Annotated in this window: 13 protein-coding genes and 1 pseudogene; 5 read left to right on the plus strand and 9 right to left on the minus strand. The window is 43.0% G+C overall.

The genetic code is table 11. The features are described 5' to 3' along the window. The first annotated feature begins 27 nt into the window (after positions 1 to 27). The gene (gene cysW / locus XZ46_RS12590) at positions 28 to 894 is read left to right on the plus strand and encodes a sulfate ABC transporter permease subunit CysW (protein WP_006619894.1); all 867 of its coding nucleotides are present in this window, start codon (positions 28 to 30) and stop codon (positions 892 to 894) included. 2,203 nt (positions 895 to 3,097) lie between these two features. Then, positions 3,098 to 3,985 carry a mechanosensitive ion channel family protein gene (locus tag XZ46_RS12600; protein ID WP_008050884.1) on the plus strand — a complete coding sequence of 296 codons (888 nt, stop codon included), beginning with the start codon at positions 3,098 to 3,100 and terminating at the stop codon, positions 3,983 to 3,985. Here XZ46_RS12600 and XZ46_RS12605 read toward each other — a convergent pair. Further along, complete coding sequence (locus XZ46_RS12605) at positions 3,978 to 5,366, minus strand: helix-turn-helix domain-containing protein (RefSeq protein WP_008050887.1); 1,389 nt, start codon at positions 5,364 to 5,366, stop codon at positions 3,978 to 3,980. The genes XZ46_RS12600 and XZ46_RS12605 overlap by 8 nt on opposite strands. 170 nt (positions 5,367 to 5,536) lie before the next feature. On the opposite strand from XZ46_RS12605, the gene XZ46_RS12610 reads away from it, so the two are divergent. Beyond that, the gene (locus XZ46_RS12610) at positions 5,537 to 7,222 is read left to right on the plus strand and encodes a GTPase family protein (protein ID WP_228116547.1); all 1,686 of its coding nucleotides are present in this window, start codon (positions 5,537 to 5,539) and stop codon (positions 7,220 to 7,222) included. A 45-nt stretch (positions 7,223 to 7,267) separates the two neighbouring features. Then, entirely contained in the window at positions 7,268 to 7,474 is a 207-nt protein-coding gene (locus XZ46_RS12615) for a hypothetical protein (protein ID WP_006625590.1), read from the plus strand. Positions 7,475 to 8,471: 997 nt separating this feature from the next. Here XZ46_RS12615 and XZ46_RS36675 read toward each other — a convergent pair. Further along, positions 8,472 to 8,603: a type II toxin-antitoxin system HicA family toxin gene (locus tag XZ46_RS36675; protein ID WP_006625586.1), complete on the minus strand. Its 132-nt coding sequence runs from the start codon at positions 8,601 to 8,603 to the stop codon at positions 8,472 to 8,474. Positions 8,604 to 8,686: 83 nt separating this feature from the next. Continuing rightward, positions 8,687 to 8,917, minus strand: a complete 231-nt coding sequence (locus XZ46_RS12625; RefSeq protein WP_006625585.1) for a type II toxin-antitoxin system HicB family antitoxin — start codon at positions 8,915 to 8,917, stop codon at positions 8,687 to 8,689. A 176-nt stretch (positions 8,918 to 9,093) separates the two neighbouring features. Here XZ46_RS12625 and XZ46_RS36680 point away from each other — a divergent pair. After that, positions 9,094 to 9,657, plus strand: a pseudogene (locus XZ46_RS36680) (Uma2 family endonuclease). Between the two features lie 84 nt (positions 9,658 to 9,741). Here XZ46_RS36680 and XZ46_RS12640 read toward each other — a convergent pair. From XZ46_RS12640 to XZ46_RS12665, 6 genes are all read right to left on the minus strand, one after another. Then, positions 9,742 to 10,677: a hypothetical protein gene (locus tag XZ46_RS12640; protein WP_008050889.1), complete on the minus strand. Its 936-nt coding sequence runs from the start codon at positions 10,675 to 10,677 to the stop codon at positions 9,742 to 9,744. Then, entirely contained in the window at positions 10,678 to 11,787 is a 1,110-nt protein-coding gene (locus XZ46_RS12645) for an AAA family ATPase (protein WP_006625582.1), read from the minus strand. It abuts the gene before it with no gap. Then, on the minus strand, positions 11,784 to 12,917 hold the full coding sequence (locus XZ46_RS12650; protein WP_006669943.1) for a DUF262 domain-containing protein: 1,134 nt from the start codon (positions 12,915 to 12,917) through the stop codon (positions 11,784 to 11,786). Before XZ46_RS12650 ends, XZ46_RS12645 begins: the two co-directional genes overlap by 4 nt. Before the next feature lie 197 nt (positions 12,918 to 13,114). Beyond that, positions 13,115 to 14,365 carry an ABC transporter permease gene (locus tag XZ46_RS12655; RefSeq protein ID WP_006625579.1) on the minus strand — a complete coding sequence of 417 codons (1,251 nt, stop codon included), beginning with the start codon at positions 14,363 to 14,365 and terminating at the stop codon, positions 13,115 to 13,117. Between the two features lie 218 nt (positions 14,366 to 14,583). Then, entirely contained in the window at positions 14,584 to 15,102 is a 519-nt protein-coding gene (locus tag XZ46_RS12660; RefSeq protein ID WP_006625578.1) for a pentapeptide repeat-containing protein, read from the minus strand. Between the two features lie 71 nt (positions 15,103 to 15,173). Further along, the gene (locus XZ46_RS12665) at positions 15,174 to 17,396 is read right to left on the minus strand and encodes an AAA family ATPase (RefSeq protein ID WP_006625577.1); all 2,223 of its coding nucleotides are present in this window, start codon (positions 17,394 to 17,396) and stop codon (positions 15,174 to 15,176) included. Between the last annotated feature and the right edge of the window lie 51 nt (positions 17,397 to 17,447).

Consider the following 17,447-nt stretch of genomic DNA (forward strand, 5'->3'; position numbering starts at 1 on the left):
CAACTATTTTTTTAATAAGGATGATATATGAAACCCCAAAATATCGGATATTTGCATCCCAAAAAATTAATCCAACCCGCCCAAAACTCTCAAACCCAGGTGAGCAATTTTGAGGTGGCTTTAGTCCTCGCTGTCATTCTGTTTGTCGGGTTAGTCTTATTTGTACCTGCTGCTAATATTTTTGTCGGTGCATTTAGAAACGGCTGGAGTGGTTTTGCCCGTGCTGTGACCTCACCGGAATTTCTGCACGCTGCCAAATTAAGCGTCATGATTGATGCTATTGTAGTACCAGTTAGTGTGATATTTGGAATTGTGACCGCTTTGGCGATCGCTCGTCATCAATTCCCCGGAAGAACACTATTATTAAGTATAATAGACCTCCCCTTTTCCATTTCCCCCGTAGTAGTCGGATTAATGCTAGTATTACTCTACGGACGACAGGGTTGGTTTGGTGCAGCCTTACAGTCTGCTAATATCAGAATATTATTTGCCTTCCCCGGTATGGTTTTAGCCAGCGCTTTTGTCTGTATGCCTTTTGTCGCGCGGGAAGTTCTCCCAGCCTTAGAAGAAATTGGCACAGAACAAGAAGAAGCCGCCAAAACTATGGGAGCCAATGATTGGCAAACCTTCTGGCGGGTGACTTTACCTTCTATTCGCTGGAGTTTATTATATGGCATTCTTCTCACTAATGCCAGGTCTATGGGAGAGTTTGGCGCGGTGGCGGTAGTTTCGGGAAATATTATCGGCAAAACTCAGACTTTGCCCCTATTTGTCGAGGAAATGCACGTTCAATATCAGACTACTGCATCCTATTCTGCCGCCGTAGTTTTGGGAAGTTTGTCCTTTGTAACTTTGGTATTCAAAAAACTGTTGGAGGCGAAAAAGACCAAGTGAGGAAATTCTAGGTGCGATCGTTTTTTTCACTTCAAAAACTGTCAAAACCCTTCTCAATTAGAGTCAGAAGCGTATCTTTTCACCTCAATCTATCCACCAGAAGCTAGTCCTACCTATAATATAATCAAACCACACCACCCCAGGTTGGTGACCAGTCTAATTAACTTCAGGGGTCCTTTGGTTTCGGGGGCGGGTTTATGACGTTGACTGGTGACAAGTCTAATTAACTTCAGGGGTCCTTTGGTTTCGGGGGCGGGTTTATGACGTTGACTGGTGACCAGTCTAATTAACTTCAGGAGTCCCTTGGTTTCGGGGGCGGGTTTATCAGGTTGACTGGTGCTAAGTCTAATTAACTCCAGAACCCGCCCCTACAGGAACCCACCTCACTGGTTTCGGGGGCGGGTTTATCAGGTTCACTGGTGCTAAGTCTAATTAACTTCAGGGGTCCCTTGGTTTCGGGGGCGGGTTTATCAGGTTCACTGGTGCTAAGTCTAATTAACTCCAGGGGTCCCTTGGTTTCGGGGGCGGGTTTATCAGGTTCACTGGTGCTAAGTCTAATTAACTCCAGGGGTCCCTTGGTTTCGGGGGCGGGTTTATCAGGTTCACTGGTGCTAAGTCTAATTAACTCCAGGGGTCCCTTGGTTTCGGGGGCGGGTTTATCAGGTTCACTGGTGCTAAGTCTAATTAACTCCAGGGGTCCCTTGGTTTCGGGGGCGGGTTTATCAGGTTCACTGGTGCTAAGTCTAATTAACTCCAGGGGTCCCTTGGTTTCGGGGGCGGGTTTATCAGGTTCACTGGTGCTAAGTCTAATTAACTCCAGGGGTCCCTTGGTTTCGGGGGCGGGTTTATCAGGTTGACTGGTGCTAAGTCTAATTAACTCCAGAACCCGCCCCTACAGGAACCCACCTCACTGGTTTCGGGGGCGGGTTTATCAGGTTGACTGGTGCTAAGTCTAATTAACTCCAGAACCCGCCCCTACAGGAACCCACCCCACTGGTTTCGGGGGCGGGTTTATCAGGTTGACTGGTGCTAAGTCTAATTAACTCCAGAACCCGCCCCTACAGGAACCCACCCCACTGGTTTCGGGGGCGGGTTTATCAGGTTGACTGGTGCTAAGTCTAATTAACTCCAGAACCCGCCCCTACAGGAACCCACCCCACTGGTTTCGGGGGCGGGTTTATCAGGTTGACTGGTGCTAAGTCTAATTAACTCCAGGGGTCTCTTGGTTTCGGGGGCGGGTTTATCAGGTTGACTGGTGCTAAGTCTAATTAACTCCAGAACCCGCCCCTACAGGAACCCACCTCACTGGTTTCGGGGGCGGGTTTATCATGTTGACTGGTGCTAAGTCTAATTAACTCCAGAACCCGCCCCTACAGGAACCCACCCCACTGGTTTCGGGGGCGGGTTTATCAGGTTGACTGGTGCTAAGTCTAATTAACTCCAGAACCCGCCCCTACAGGAACCCACCCCACTGGTTTCGGGGGCGGGTTTATCAGGTTGACTGGTGCTAAGTCTAATTAACTCCAGAACCCGCCCCTACAGGAACCCACCCCACTGGTTTCGGGGGCGGGTTTATCAGGTTGACTGGTGCTAAGTCTAATTAACTCCAGAACCCGCCCCTACAGGAACCCACCCCACTGGTTTCGGGGGCGGGTTTATCAGGTTGACTGGTGCTAAGTCTAATTAACTCCAGAACCCGCCCCTACAGGAACCCACCCCACTGGTTTCGGGGGCGGGTTTATCAGGTTGACTGGTGCTAAGTCTAATTAACTCCAGAACCCGCCCCTACAGGAACCCACCCCACTGGTTTCGGGGGCGGGTTTATCAGGTTGACTGGTGCTAAGTCTAATTAACTCCAGAACCCGCCCCTACAGGAACCCACCCCACTGGTTTCGGGGGCGGGTTTATCAGGTTGACTGGTGCTAAGTCTAATTAACTCCAGAACCCGCCCCTACAGGAACCCACCCCTACAGGAACCCACCCCTACAATTATTAATTATTAATTATTAATTATTAATTATTAATTACACGGGATAATTGCCGCATTCATTCCTGGCTGCTGTATCTATCTGCGGGTAGAAGCCACAATCCCACCCCAAGGGTTATGATATTATAGGTTTTTAGCTATTGGCTCACATATCCAGCTAACAGCAATTATTCCCCTGTTCAAAATCGGGATAAATCCTATTACTACTCAATCTTTATGAATGCCTTAGTCCAAGAAATTCAGTCTAGCCTATTAAGTTTAGTAGGTTCAGCTATCCAAGTAATCCCAGCCTTAATTCTTGCCATAATCGTATTGTTAATAACTCGGTTCGCCGCCAATTTTGTTAGACAATTCTTAAACTCCACAGCACCGAGATTTGTCCGCAGTACATCTTTACAAGTTCTGCTGATTCACACAGGTTATGTATTGACTTGGGCGGGAGGAGTAATTATCGCCTGTGTAATTGCTTTCCCTGACCTCCGCCTAGGGGATATTATCGGTTTATTAGGACTTAGTTCCGTAGCCATTGGTTTTGCCTTTCAGGATATATTTAAAAATTTCTTAGCCGGGATTTTATTACTGTTACAAGAACCTTTCCAAATTGGTGATCAGATAGTTGTAGAGGATTACGAAGGGACTATCGAAAATATTTCCATTCGGTCTACCCAAATGCTAACCTATCACGGGGAAAGGGTGGTAATTCCTAATTCGATACTGTTTACCAGTCCCGTACAGGTCAAGACAGCCGAAAGTCATCGTCGCACTGATTTAGCCATTGGAGTAGACTATAATACCCCCTTACCAATGGCTGTAGAAACCCTATTAAACGCCACCAAAACCGTCGAGGGTGTCTTGTCAGAACCAGAAGTAGAAGTCGATGTAGTGGGTTTTGGAGACAGTTCTATTGACCTCATGGTTCGCTATTGGACTTTCCCGGAACGGAAACAGGTACGACGGGTGACAACGCAGGTTATGATAGCTCTTAAACAGGCTTGTGATGAGGCTGATATTAATATCCCCTATCCTATCCGCACGTTATATTTCTTTAATCAGGAAAGCTATAACGACCATTACCCAGCGGCGGCTAATTCTCAGACTAATTGAGGGTAAAACTCGCAGTGCTGACCCCCACGGTTTTAAAATATTCTTTAATCGGGGGTGTCAGTGTCAAAACCGAGACATAATTTTCGATTTTAGTTTCAATTAAACTGCGTCTTTTCAGAGATTGTACGGCTTTTAAATAGTCAGATTCGGACAGATTTTCTGCTAGTTTATCGGCAATTTCAGTGATACCGTTTTGATTAGCCAAGCCCAGCATAACTAATTTTTCGGGTGACGATAATCGGAGATAATGTTGGTTTAATATAGGTTCAATATCTCCCAAAAAGAAGCTAGGATAAGATAGGAATTGGGAGACGCTACCGTTAAATAAATCGAAAATAGTGGCTGCTATTATATTTAACCATAAGGGGTTACCGCCATAAAGCTGGATTAGTTCTATCCAGTGTTCTGTATCTTGGAGGTTGTGGGTCGCTAAAATTTCGGTTGCAGATGCTGAGAAACCTTGTAAATACAGGGTTTTTCCGTGGCGGTTTTCGGTTTCCATGGTGGCAATTTCGGTAGGCTGTTCCCAACTGAGGACAAGGAAACAACTTTGATGAGGCGATCGCCCTATTTCGTAAATGAATTGACCATAACGGTCATATTCTGGGCGGTAAGTTCCGACAAATTCGCCGGGGGTGAGGGTTTCTTGGAAGTCGTCGAGGATGATTAAACAACGATGCGATCGCAAGTAATCTAAGATGGAATTATGGCTAGGTGTAGTGGTGTCGATAAACTGAATTAAGTCGCTTTTCAGTGCGTTGAGGTTGGGGTATTTTCGATGCGATCGCCATATAATGCGATCGAAGTTTTCTTTGATGTCTTCCACGAGTTGTCTAGCGAGGCTGGTTTTACCGATACCAGACAGCCCGGTAATGGCGATGATGCGATGATGTTCGGCGAGTATCCATTGTTTGAGGGTATCGAGTTCGTGGGTTCTGCTGTAGAGGGGATGTATTTCTGGGGCTTCGCTGAGGTCGTGGTGGCGTTGATATTCGGTGGTGGCGGCAGGTTGCGATCGGTTTTGGGTGTTGGGGGGGTGGTTGTATGGGTCGCTACAGATATTGATGCTACCCTCTGATACGAAATTACTCTGTCCGAAATTAAATAAACTAGAAAAATTAGAAATGTAATAGCGTTCCATCGTGGCACGAAAATTTTTTTTATCAACTTTCTCGTCTAACTCTTCTGATATCAGTTTCCATAAGTTACCCGCCACTCTCTTGACATTCGCTTCGGTGCAGTGATACTCATCCGCAATCTCATTATATTTTTGATGATCCCAGACCCCTGTTAAAACTGCCTGTTGCAGGCTGCTCAGGTGTTTTCCGGTTTTGTCAAACACTAAGCGATCGGTCCATTGTAAGACTTCTTGAACGTCCATAGGTCAACGGGGGTACTGTTATCAAATTATACCATAGTACACTATTTTCTCCTTTTGTGAACTAAATTAGACTTTTTGCACAAAAGTTGCACCTGAGCCTCAATTATTTTTTTATACTAAATTAACCAGATTTATTCTTGTTAATTCATATTTTTTGTGTCAAAATATTGATGTCATTTTACAGTCAAGCAGGGAGCAACTGTTTGTCACTTACATCATGGTTAACGAAAATAATCCTACACCTAGTCAGGTGGCTTGAAAAAGACCGACTAACGGTTGTATTTTTCGGCAAAACTGGAGTGGGGAAGAGTAGCACCCTCAACGCTATGTTTGGGCTAAACTGGGATACAGATCATGCGATCGCCTGTACTAAAAAGCCTCAGTTTGCCGATTTCCCTATTGTCAGTCGTAAACAAGTGGTCATTTTTGCTCTCTATCTCTTGATCAACAATGGATTATACAGACTTGCATTACAACTTCTACAACACTACCTAAATACCTTTAAGTACGCTGACTGTCTTTACCATCAACTACGAGTTGTCGATCTGCCTGGAATTGGAGAAACTCCGACTGCAGATCGAAAATATATGGCTTACTACAAAAAATGGGTCGCTAAAGCTGATGTTTTGGTCTGGATCACTCAAGCAGATACGAGAGCCTATAAAAGGGACGAGATATTTTTAAAGAAATTAAAGCCGTTCTTTAAACCATCTATATATCTGATATTAGCTCTCAACAAAATTGATTTTTTAGGAGTTTATGAAGGACAAAAAAAGTTTGCAATTGACAAAAAAGAACCTTCACCAGACCAATTAAAGCTCATACCTGAAAAAATAGATGACATTTACGGAATCTTCCAAAATGCGCTAAATGGTGCGATCGTTTTTGATAAAAGTCAAATTGTCCCTTACACATCCTTTTACGGTTGGGGATTAGAAAATCTGAGAACCAAAATATTAGCAAGGAGTTCAAAAGTTATGTTTAAAAATTGGAATGAATTATGGCCATCTTTTTGGAGAAAACCAAAACCTCCTGAGATACCTCTCCGGTTGGTTGTGGCTTTAAACCAAGTTGATAAAATAATTCCTGATGGATGGAATAATAAATTAAACGCTCCCCAAAAAGAAGCAGAAAAGGAGATTGAACGTCAGTGCCAAGATATTATCAAAAAGCTAAGGGAAGAAACACAAATAGATGACTCAAATATAGAATATTACTCTGCTTTAAAACGATATCGTTTGATATGTTTGCTCAATAAAATAATTCAAAATGCTTATGGTGGTTTTAAGCTGGGCAATATAGATCCAAAAGATCCATTTGAATTGGCAGATGATCCAGAGGTAAAAGAATTTACCGATCAACAGCGATCCAAAATGGACAAAAGTTATGAAAAAAAAATCGATTCTGACAATCAAATTTTTAAGAAACTTCTAGAAATTATTTCAAAGGTTGATTTAGAATTTATCAGAAGACTACTGGAACAAGAAACTAAATTGCCCCCCAAAGTAGCAGTGATTGGCAAAGCTGGTGTCGGTAAAACAACAACCATTAATAATCTCTTTAATGCCGAGCTGAAAACAAGTCCCACAACTGTTGGTACGACGCAAGCGCAAACCAAAGAGTTTACACTCTCAACAGGCGGAACCTTAACCGTGATTGATATGCCTGGATATGGACGCAGCGAAAAGGAAGATCAAGAGTACGAAAAAATATATAAAGATCTCATTCCTTCCTGCGATCTAATTTTATTGATTTTACAAGCAGATATAAAAGGTATTGCCGATGATATCGAGATGATCAAGACAATCAAAAAATGGTTGCAGGATTGTCCGACTCCCCAAAGACCAACCAATTAAATCGTATCCGAAAAATTGTAAATTTTTAAACTGAAGGATGTTGACATGGCTTTAACCCAAGAAGAGGAAAAACAAATCAGAGAATTGTTGCAACAACAAGACCAACAAAAACGAAAGTCGGTTTTGTCTAGCAAGGAAAATTTGAAACGTTGGCTATCAAGCGCAGCCTCTCATATTGCCGGAAAGGTTGTTGGTGCTGCTTTCGACATGCTATGGAATTCTATTTTGGGCTGGTTCCCCGACTTATTTTAACACATATACCCCGGCTCCAAATCTTTCCGACTATTCCCGAAATACGATCGCTACTTGATATTGAGAAACCCGGTTTCTTACCAAAACTTAGGTGAGGATACCGAGATGGTCGTAGAAACCCGGTTTCTTTGAGTCACCGGAAATGCGATCGCTACTTGATATTGAGAAACCCGGTTTCTTGCCAAAACTTAGGTGAGGATACGAAGATGGTCTTAGAAACCCGGTTTCTTTGAGTCACCGGAAATACGATCGCTACTTGATATTGAGAAACCCGGTTTCTTACCAAAACTTAGGTGAGGATACCGAGATGGTCGTAGAAACCCGGTTTCTTTGAGTCACCGGAAATGCGATCGCTACTTGATATTGAGAAACCCGGTTTCTTACCAAAACTTAGGTGAGGATACCGAGATGGTCGTAGAAACCCGGTTTCTTTGAGTCACCGGAAATGCGATCGCTACTTGATATTGAGAAACCCGGTTTCTTACCAAAACTTAGGTGAGGATACGAAGATGGTCGTAGAAACCCGGTTTCTTTGAGTCACCGGAAATGCGATCGCTACTTGATATTGAGAAACCCGGTTTCTTACCAAAACTTAGGTGAGGATACCGAGATGGTCGTAGAAACCCGGTTTCTTTGAGTCACCGGAAATACGATCGCTACTTGATATTGAGAAACCCGGTTTCTTACCAAAACTTAGGTGAGGATACGAAGATGGTCGTAGAAACCCGGTTTCTTTGAGTCACCCGAAATGCGATCGCTACTTGATATTGAGAAACCCGGTTTCTTACCAAAACTTAGGTGAGGATACGAAGATGGTCGTAGAAACCCGGTTTCTTTGAGTCACCCGAAATGCGATCGCTACTTGATATTGAGAAACCCGGTTTCTTACCAAAACTTAGGTGAGGATACGAAGATGGTCGTAGAAACCCGGTTTCTTTGAGTCACCGGAAATGCGATCGCACAATTTATCAACCAGGCTTCTTATATAACGTCCGGTTCATTCATCAATCTCAAATAAAGAACGAGACAAACCGGACTGTCGAATAATCGATCGCAAAGTTCCAATTTTTAATTCTTTATAATTGGGAACGGGAATGGTTATTGTTGATTCGGCTTCCCGCCGTTGCATGATAATATGACTGCCACGCCAACTCGACGAAACCCTGTTCTTCTAAAATTCTGCACACTTCCTTCGCCGATAAAACCCTCAACTTACCCAACTGTAATCTCCATCGACTCAACGAAAACCTCATTATTATTGAAACGACGTTCAATTTCCGAAGCATCAGCCATCTCCAAAAAAAGTTCGATCGCTTCCATTAAATTCGATCGCGCTTCTTCCACCGTGTCACCTTGACTCGCCAGATCGAGTTCGGGACACAAAGAAAAATATCCGTCGCCTTCTCTCTCAATAATTGCAGTTAACTGTCGAGTTTTTTGCATTAGCCGTGAATCAACCGGGAACATTAATTATAATTATACCTAAAGTTTAACAAATCTTGGAGCGATCGCCTTCTTCTTCCCCCAATGCGATCGCCTAACTCGAACCGGAAGCCAGGGTATACTGTATCAATTTCCCAAAATGGCTAAAATCAAATATCAGATACAGGTCAAAGATGATGGTACAAACCCAAGGGCGATCGCTCACACTCCCAGAATTTCTGGAATTGCCGGAAACCCAACCCGCCAGGGAATACATCAACGGCAAAATCATTCAAAAACCCATGCCCCAAGGAGAACATAGCACATTACCGGGAGATATCCTCAGCCACTTGAATGGGATATTAAAGCCTCCGAAAGTCGCCCGGGTTTATCCTTAGTTACGCTGCACCTTTCGAGGGCGATCGCTGGTTCCAGATGTATCCGTTTTCCAGTGGGAACGCATTTCCCGCCTGGCTGATGGCCGAGTCAAAAATTATTTTAATCTCCCGCCAGATTGGGCGATCGAAATTCTCTCTCCCGATCAAAGTCAAACCAAAGTCATTCGCAATATTCTCCACTGTCTCAATCACCGAACTGAGATGGGTTGGCTTTTAGACCCCTAGGAATCCTGCATCTTTGTCTACAGTGCTACTAATTTAGTACAAGTCCTTGAAGACCCGGAACAGGTTTTACCCGTCCCAGAGTTCGCCCAAGCCCTTCAACTAACCCTAGGAGAAGTATTTGACTGGTTAAAAGGATAGCGTCTTATAAGTTTCAACTGTTATTTTAACCCTGACTTTCCCTCTGTTCTCATGGGTTAAGGAAACGCTATATATTTTCTTTAGCTATAAAATCTTTTGCCCAACATAACCAATAAGAATAGTTCCAGGAGTTAACGGAAAAAAATAGAGTCTCCAAGCCCCAGGAGTCATTCTCAAGTGTAAACTAAATAAACGCCATTGATCATCGGGACATTCAATCGTTAGTTGATTTTGAAAATTTTGCAGTCTTGAATCACTTTCTGGGGTGGCTTTGCTAGGAAGAGTGTCTAAATTAAATCCCTCTTCCGTCCAATTTTGGGCAGCTTCTTCAAGTTCAAATAATCGTTTTTTGACCTGTGTTAGCATCGGATCACCAGAACGAAGACTGTTCATCTGTTGCTTTACTGCTGGACAAAACTCCAAATGAGGAAATAAATCGTCTCGACGTTGCCAAAGATCTCCTCCATCTCTTACGCTGGTTCGTATTTGATTTTGAATCCAGTTGATATGTGCTGGAATATGCTGAGTTTGACTGGCATGAAAAACGTTTACTTGTTCTTCAATTAAATTATCATTTTCATCCAATTGGATAATATCTAGTGTTAAATGACTCTCATTCCAGATGGGTTCGGAAAGTAGACTCACAGCCAATGAATCACTAACCCATGCAAAACCTAGTCCGGGAGCGACGTTACCTCTGTAGGAAATATCTGATAAATCAAACTTACTTTTAATATCTTCAGCAACATCAGTCCAGAAAGGAGCTTTTGTTGTCAACGATCGAAAAAAACGTTGTTCTTCGCGATTGACTTGGGGATCGTTGCGCCATTTGGCGAGAGGATATTCGGGAGCAAGTTGTATGCTATTGATATCATCTTGGGTACGAACTACTCTCTTAACACCACTACGGGTTGCTTGACGTAAAGTTTGAATAAATACAGACATCCATTGTCTGGCTGTGGGAATATCTGCTGCAAGAGTCCGCAGAGAAAGTTCATTCAATACCATTTCTACAGTCATTTACTCTTCTCCTACGGGTTCTAATAAAGCCTCCAAACTTTTGTCCCATTCATCAAAGAAACCATCGGGCCACTGGTCGATGCGTCCATTTTGATCAATGTGGGGTGAGACGACCTCAATATTCGATTCTCCTCGCATTTCTTTCCGTTCAAAATAATGTAGTTGCACGTCACCCGGAGCAAGTTTTCTGCTGTGAACGGCTAAACGAATACCATTCAAAATATGATCGCTATGAGTTTCTACGACAATCTGAATTCCACAACTAGCCGCGAGAGCCAACAACTCTCCCATCTTGGCTTGTCCTTTGGGGTGTAGATGCGCTTCTGGGTTTTCTAGCAAGATTAAGGTTTCTGGTTTTGAGGCTAAAATTGCGACAATAATCGGTAAAGTATAGCTAATCCCAAACCCTACATTTGTAGCCCGGTAGAGGTTGCTCAACCCGTAAGAATATTGCAAACTAACTAAATCTAAATCCGAACTATCTTTGATATTAATTCGGGTTCCCGGACTAATTTCTCCCATCCATGCTTCTACTTGGTTAGTGAGCGTCATAGATTCTTCATCAGGATGGCGTAATGTTTGATGTATAATCTCATCTCGATAAACAGATAAAAAATGAGGTGTATATTGTCCTTTAGAACCGAGTTGTCTATGTTGTCGGACTTGAGATTCTGATATTTCTAGATAAGTACGTGGACCAATTCGTTCTGCTTGAAGATAATGAAATTTATCGCTAAATAAATTGGATTGATAGGCTTCGTGTTCTCTTGGTGATTTGCTAATTTCTAAAACTTCTACTTCTCGATTGTACTTAAAACACCATTTTGCCTCAGTTTCGTTTTTCCAGATAATCTCAAAACTGATGAAATCTTCTGTAGCTCCTTCAAACAGAGCATCTTGTGCTGTTCCAATACAAACTAAATCACCATTTAGGGCTAAACCTGTATCGAGTAATAAGTCTTGTTGATAAGATTGGCGCAGCAATAGCAATGCTTGTAAAATAGAGGACTTGCCACTACTATTTAATCCAGATAACAGTGTCAGATTTTGGAAGGCTAGGGATTTATCTTCAAAACACTTAAAATTTTGCAACCGTAATAATTTAATCATGTCAATACCTCTTGTATTAAGTTTTCAATACGACTAAATCGAATATCTACTTTGTTGGTGACTTGCGAAATGGATTCCAGAAATTCATCATCAGAATCTACTAAGTTCTTAAAGCGATTTATGACATCATCTTTTTTATGTTTCAAGGTTTCTATTTCTGAATCTTTAAGCTGGCTTAAATTGACAGACCAAGCCTCAAATAATGCTTGATTCACTGGATAGCGTCGGGAGGTGTTGTTGGATAGCTTGCGAAAAGCATCGTCCCCAAAGATATCATAGGCAGCTATCATGGCTTTGGTGAAATCATGCTCAATTTGTTCGAGTTTATCATCAGAAATCTTCTGGTTAATGATAGTCATGGTTTCCACTAAAAATTTATCACGACTTTCAAAGTTTTTATATTTGGTGTAACCATAAATTTTGTGAGCCATAAAACCTAGTATAAATTCCCGATCAGACATTCGTTTTTGTTTTTTTGACTGACTGAATTTAGTAGCTTTTAAAAATTCATGAGACTTCGCCAAACGTCTTAACATTTCTGTAACCTTACCTTGGTTTAAAGCATGACGAATTTCTTGCGGGGATAGCGGTACTCCTCCTGTATTAATTCGACGGAAAATGTTGTATTTAACGGCTGGAGGTGTTCCTGGTTCAATAGTAGAGAGGGTTAATTCAGTTTCCAGAATACGACGTTGATATTTGCGGGGAAGTTCATCATATTTTTTATGTTCAAGTTCGCTGAGATACTGAAGTCCCGTTAAGACTAAGGTTTGATCAAAGATAAATTGCTTGAGGGCCGTTAGTCTTTGTAAGCCGTCAATGACTAGCCACTTATCATCATCAGTGGCATCTATATAAAAGGCAGGTAAGGGAATGCGGATTAAAATAGACTCGATGAGTCTGCTTTTTGCATCGTTAGTCCAGATAGCCTGACGCTGAAAATCAGGAGCTAAATCTAGCTCTTTATACTCAATCCGTTTGAGGACGAGATCGATGGTTATTTTACGAGTGTCAACCCGAATTTTTGTGGGATCAAAAGGTTCATTGAGTCCCTCATCGTTGCTTTCTACCTCGTCATCGATATCTATCTCGTCATCAAAATCTGTATTCAAGTTATTATTTTCTGTCATGGAGTCGTCTCCTAATATTGACGATATATTGATGATTTTTTTTGGCGATGATCATGCTATCCATTCATTAATTAATTTCAGGAATGACGGGGTATTTTATGTTACCACAAAATATTGAAATATTTTACAATTATATAAAACACACGGGAAAATAACAGTATTTTTTTCTATATGTCAACCTTTTTATAGAGAAATTTTTAAGCCTTAAAGACGATCGCAGGGTCTACGCGAGTGACTTTTTGGATAGCAAAGAAAGCTGAACCGCCACACATTACTAAAGTTAAGAAAAACACCCCTACAGCAGAAGCCGGGGTAATCAAAATCAGAATACCTTGGGTAGCAGAAGCCCAACTGGCGACACCTAAACAGAGAGCCATTCCGGGGATATAGCCGAGAACAGCCATCCAAAAAGCCTGTTCTAAAATCACAGAATAAAGCAGGCGATCGGGAGCGCCCATAGCCTTGAGAGTACCAAATTCTTTGATATGGTCAGCGACGGAAGCATAAAGAATTTGAGCTACCACAATCATACCGACCAAAATTCCGACCACAGCCCCTAAACTCAAAACGAAACCCACTCCGGTGCGTTTTTGCCAGTATTCTTGGATTTTTTCGGCGATTTCTTCTCTGGTATAAGCGCGTGTATTGGGGAGAGTAGCTTCTAATGCGGCTTGTAGTTCCTGTAAGTCTTGATTGGGTTTGGCTTTCACTAAAATATAAGTAATCGGGTCGGTTAATGTTAGGGGTCTAGGTTCAGGAGAAATATCGGTTTGGGTTTGGCGATCGCCAGAATCATCAAAAACATTAACACAGTTAAGATTGCCATTCTCCAAAGTGCATCGGGTCTGAGTTTGTAGAGGTACACTAACATAGGCGTTAGCATTTTTCAGGGAAGTAAAGACGAAAATACTATTAACAATGGGTTGAGTCCCTTGAGTTAATCCGACAATCTTGGCTTCTAAGCCAGAAATAGTAACCGTATCTCCCACGCCACTAACCCGTAGGGAGTTTAAATTACTCTCATCTACCATTACCCTATATGGTTGTTTGAGAGATGCCAAATCTCCTTCAATAATATTCCAGGGAGCAAACAGTTTCCCGTCAGGGTTAGAACCGACTAAATTAATCGCTTGAATTTGACCAGTCGGATCGCGCCAACGCGCACTTTGAAAAATTAGAGGTTCTGCTAGTTCTACACCGGGAACGTTTTGGGCTTTGGTGAGTTGTTCTAGGGCTAGTGGCATGGTCAGATTGAGATGCACCATGTCTTCGGAGGTAATCCAAATATCGGCGCTAGATCTATCAATCAGCATGGATGAGGATTGCACAAATCCGTTGAGAATGCCATTTTGAATGGTAACTAAACTCACCGCAAACATAATCCCAGCCTGAGCCGCTAGGAAGCGGGGAATATCTTCGATGAGGTTTTTGCGAGCAATGGAAGCCATAATTATTCAGTAACTACTATAACTGGTATTTTAGCTTGACAGAGATATCAACGACAATTCCGTTGAATATGGGTTAAATATCGGTTTTCTGAGTTAGCTGATGTACCAGTCTTGAGTGGGGACGAGAAAGTTATGAGGTCTATGGTGAGCGGCGACTCGTGTAACTGACTCACTTCCTTGGGGGGAGACAGAGACAGAAGCTACAGAAGCTAATTGAATTATAGTGCATCCCGGAGATTGGTTTTAACTAAAGTAGTTTTACTCCAATCAACATCTTCAATATGAGCGCGATTTATGGTGACTGAAAATAGAACGGAATTAGAGAAGTTTGCGCCGCGTAAATCTGCTTCGGTTAAGTCAGCGTATGCTAGTTTAGCGTAGCTTAAATTGGCACCGCGTAAATCTGCCCCTTTGAGATTGGTTTTGAACAATTTAGCTCTGGTCAAGTTGGCTTCTCTCAGGTCAGAATAAAGTAGTTTAGCATTGCTTAAATCGGTGTCGGACAAATTAGCTTTACAGAGGTTAGCAAATAGATGGGTGTTGCTAAGATTAGCGCGACGGAGATTAATGGATTTGAGGTTAGCCTGCCAGAGGAGTAATTCTTTTAAATTGGCTCCTTCGAGGTTTACCTCTTGTAGGTCTACGCCGATGAACCCTCGTTTACCACTAGCATAAAGCTGGAGTAGTTCGGCGGGGGTTAGGATTTTATGGGGTAATGGTTTGTCCCAGTAAGTCATGCCTGTAGTTCTTTTGCTCCCAATTATAAGGTCAATCAACCCCAATTGTGGTTAATTTTTGGGCGAATTTTTTAAAGGCGTGGTTGAGGGTCATCAATGGAGTTATCCCATCTAATTGGTTTGTTTAGATCGGGTGGCTGCTCAAATTCAATATTGGGAGATACTGACCTAGGCGGAGTAGGCTGTTGATTGGGAACCGGAGTCGGTGGGTTTAACCAAGATTGCCAATCGGAAATTTGAGCTTGAGCGGAATTATAAACGGTACTACCTGGGGGAATCATTTTTAGGGTTTCTATAGCCCCAGGTATATCATAAATCGCCTGATCTAATCCGCGAGTAAATAAGGTTTGACTCCAATCATTAATGAGCTGATCTGCACGCCAACGCCACGAACCAGAAGGAGAAACTCGGTCGGCTAATTGAATGCCACGAATTAACCCATCTATAGTGCCAGGAATGGCAGAAGTTTCGGCATTTTCTAAATTTTGGATATCCTGTAATTGCGATCGCCATTGGTTAATATCAGCCCTGGCTTTTTCGTACATCAATAAACCGGGTCTAATTTGTTCAGCCACAGCAATAGCATTAGCAAAATCACCCTGGGCGGCTAATTCTTGAGCGCGGTCGAGAACCGGTTGAAACTCTAGGCGCTCACTTCTGACACGCCACTCTTTAATCTGTTCTTGAGCCTCATCATATAATGCCCGACCACGACCAATTTGAGAAGCCCTTTCTACCGCCGCCTTGAGAGAATCAACATCCCCAAAACTCGCCAACTGTTCCGCGATATCCAATAATGGTCTATCTTCGATTTCCTCAATTTTCCGATTCCATTGGCTAATATTTTTCCGGGCTTCACTACCACGGGAATGAGAAACCGGGATTAGTTGCAATTTAGCGATCGCCGCCCTTAAATCCGGTATAGTTTGGCTACGGGCTAATCTTTCCGCCTCATTGAGAATTGTCAGATCAGCAATTTCCTGCTGCCAGCCCCGAATATATTGTTGTGCCTTCCAGTATAACGGCCGATTACGTTCAATAGCACCCGCTTGAGCGATCGCATCTGTCAGTCCTTCTGGGGTATCCAGCAGCGCCGGAACATGGGCGCGGGCTAAAACGATAAAATCCTTAACCTCCTCGGTCAGGTTAGCACTGGTGGGAATTTTATTCACCGTAGCGATCGCTTCTTGCCATTGACCCTGATTCAGGATATCTTCCGCTATAGTCATAATCGACTTACTCAAAGCCGAAACTTCTTTTTTCGCCTGATCTTGCAAATAGCTCTGATCAGAAATTTCCTCTAGCTTTTTAATTGCCAGTAATAGGTTATTAACCCCCCCTTGATTCCCCAAACTTCGGGCTTCTGCCAATTTCCGACTATCTTCCCTGGCTATCTGTAGCAAATCCGTTAATTTCTGATATCGCACCGTTTCCCAGTAATTATTCCCCACATTCAATAACTGGGTAGCTTCCCTAAATGCCAAATTCAACTCTTCTCGGCGCATCAAATCTTCAACCTTGCGGTAAATACCCTCAGCCTTTTTCCAAATTTCTTGCCACTGTTTAATCCGCTGTTCTACACTAGCTGATGCGGAAGTTTGCGGGGGAATCTTTTTCGCTATCCGAATTGCCTCAGATAATTCTCCGGCTTGAAACTGAGACTCTGCCAAATTCATAATACCGATCGACCATTTGTCAATGTGGCGGTTAATTTCCGGGCGGAGGGGATGGTCTTCTGGCAGGACACTCACCAACTCAAAGGCTAGGAGGAAATCATCTAAAGTGTTTTTACTGGCAGCCATTTCAGCGCAGTACAGACGCAGAGATGCCGAAGCCAGTGGCCAAAAAATCTTAGGACAGTTAGGTAAAGCAGGCGATCGCAACAGTAACGTACTAGCCACATAAGCCACCCCTGGGGGAGTCGCCAACACCAACAGCAACCCCAACAACGGCAGAGATGCCATAATGGGGTTATTTCTCTTTGGTGAAGGCGTTTCCGGTTCAACAGTTGGGGGAACCACTGTCACCAAAGCTGATGATACAGTAGGCTCTGGCTGCACGACTTCCGGTTCTGGCGGTGGTGAGGGTGGCTGATTCATGCTTTGCGACTCTAGCAGCATCCGCAGTTCTTTTAACCGTTCTTTACGGCTTTTACGTTGTGGCTGTATTTGTTCAGAACTTCCCCGCACCAATTTTGGTGGCGACCCTACTCTGTCAGATATCGCTGGTGGTGTCGCCACTTTTGGGGAACGCAATTCCAGCCAACGGTTTTGTTTCGGTTTCCTGTCAATCATAGGTTAAGCCATCCTCACGCTGCATTCACCCCCTACCAACTATCCACGGGG

The organism is Limnospira indica PCC 8005 (assembly GCF_000973065.1).
Lineage (GTDB): Bacteria > Cyanobacteriota > Cyanobacteriia > Cyanobacteriales > Microcoleaceae > Limnospira > Limnospira fusiformis.

Coding starts and splice junctions, on each gene's coding strand:
- XZ46_RS12665 (WP_006625577.1), bottom strand. CDS start 17,396: ATGATTGACAGGAAACCGAAACAAAACCGTTGGCTGGAATTGCGTTCC.
- XZ46_RS12605 (WP_008050887.1), bottom strand. CDS start 5,366: ATGGACGTTCAAGAAGTCTTACAATGGACCGATCGCTTAGTGTTTGAC.
- XZ46_RS12600 (WP_008050884.1), top strand. CDS start 3,098: ATGAATGCCTTAGTCCAAGAAATTCAGTCTAGCCTATTAAGTTTAGTA.
- XZ46_RS12655 (WP_006625579.1), bottom strand. CDS start 14,365: ATGGCTTCCATTGCTCGCAAAAACCTCATCGAAGATATTCCCCGCTTC.
- XZ46_RS12660 (WP_006625578.1), bottom strand. CDS start 15,102: ATGACTTACTGGGACAAACCATTACCCCATAAAATCCTAACCCCCGCC.
- XZ46_RS12645 (WP_006625582.1), bottom strand. CDS start 11,787: ATGATTAAATTATTACGGTTGCAAAATTTTAAGTGTTTTGAAGATAAA.
- XZ46_RS12625 (WP_006625585.1), bottom strand. CDS start 8,917: ATGCAAAAAACTCGACAGTTAACTGCAATTATTGAGAGAGAAGGCGAC.
- XZ46_RS12610 (WP_228116547.1), top strand. CDS start 5,537: ATGTCATTTTACAGTCAAGCAGGGAGCAACTGTTTGTCACTTACATCA.
- XZ46_RS12615 (WP_006625590.1), top strand. CDS start 7,268: ATGGCTTTAACCCAAGAAGAGGAAAAACAAATCAGAGAATTGTTGCAA.
- XZ46_RS36675 (WP_006625586.1), bottom strand. CDS start 8,603: ATGCAACGGCGGGAAGCCGAATCAACAATAACCATTCCCGTTCCCAAT.
- XZ46_RS12650 (WP_006669943.1), bottom strand. CDS start 12,917: ATGACAGAAAATAATAACTTGAATACAGATTTTGATGACGAGATAGAT.
- XZ46_RS12640 (WP_008050889.1), bottom strand. CDS start 10,677: ATGACTGTAGAAATGGTATTGAATGAACTTTCTCTGCGGACTCTTGCA.
- cysW (WP_006619894.1), top strand. CDS start 28: ATGAAACCCCAAAATATCGGATATTTGCATCCCAAAAAATTAATCCAA.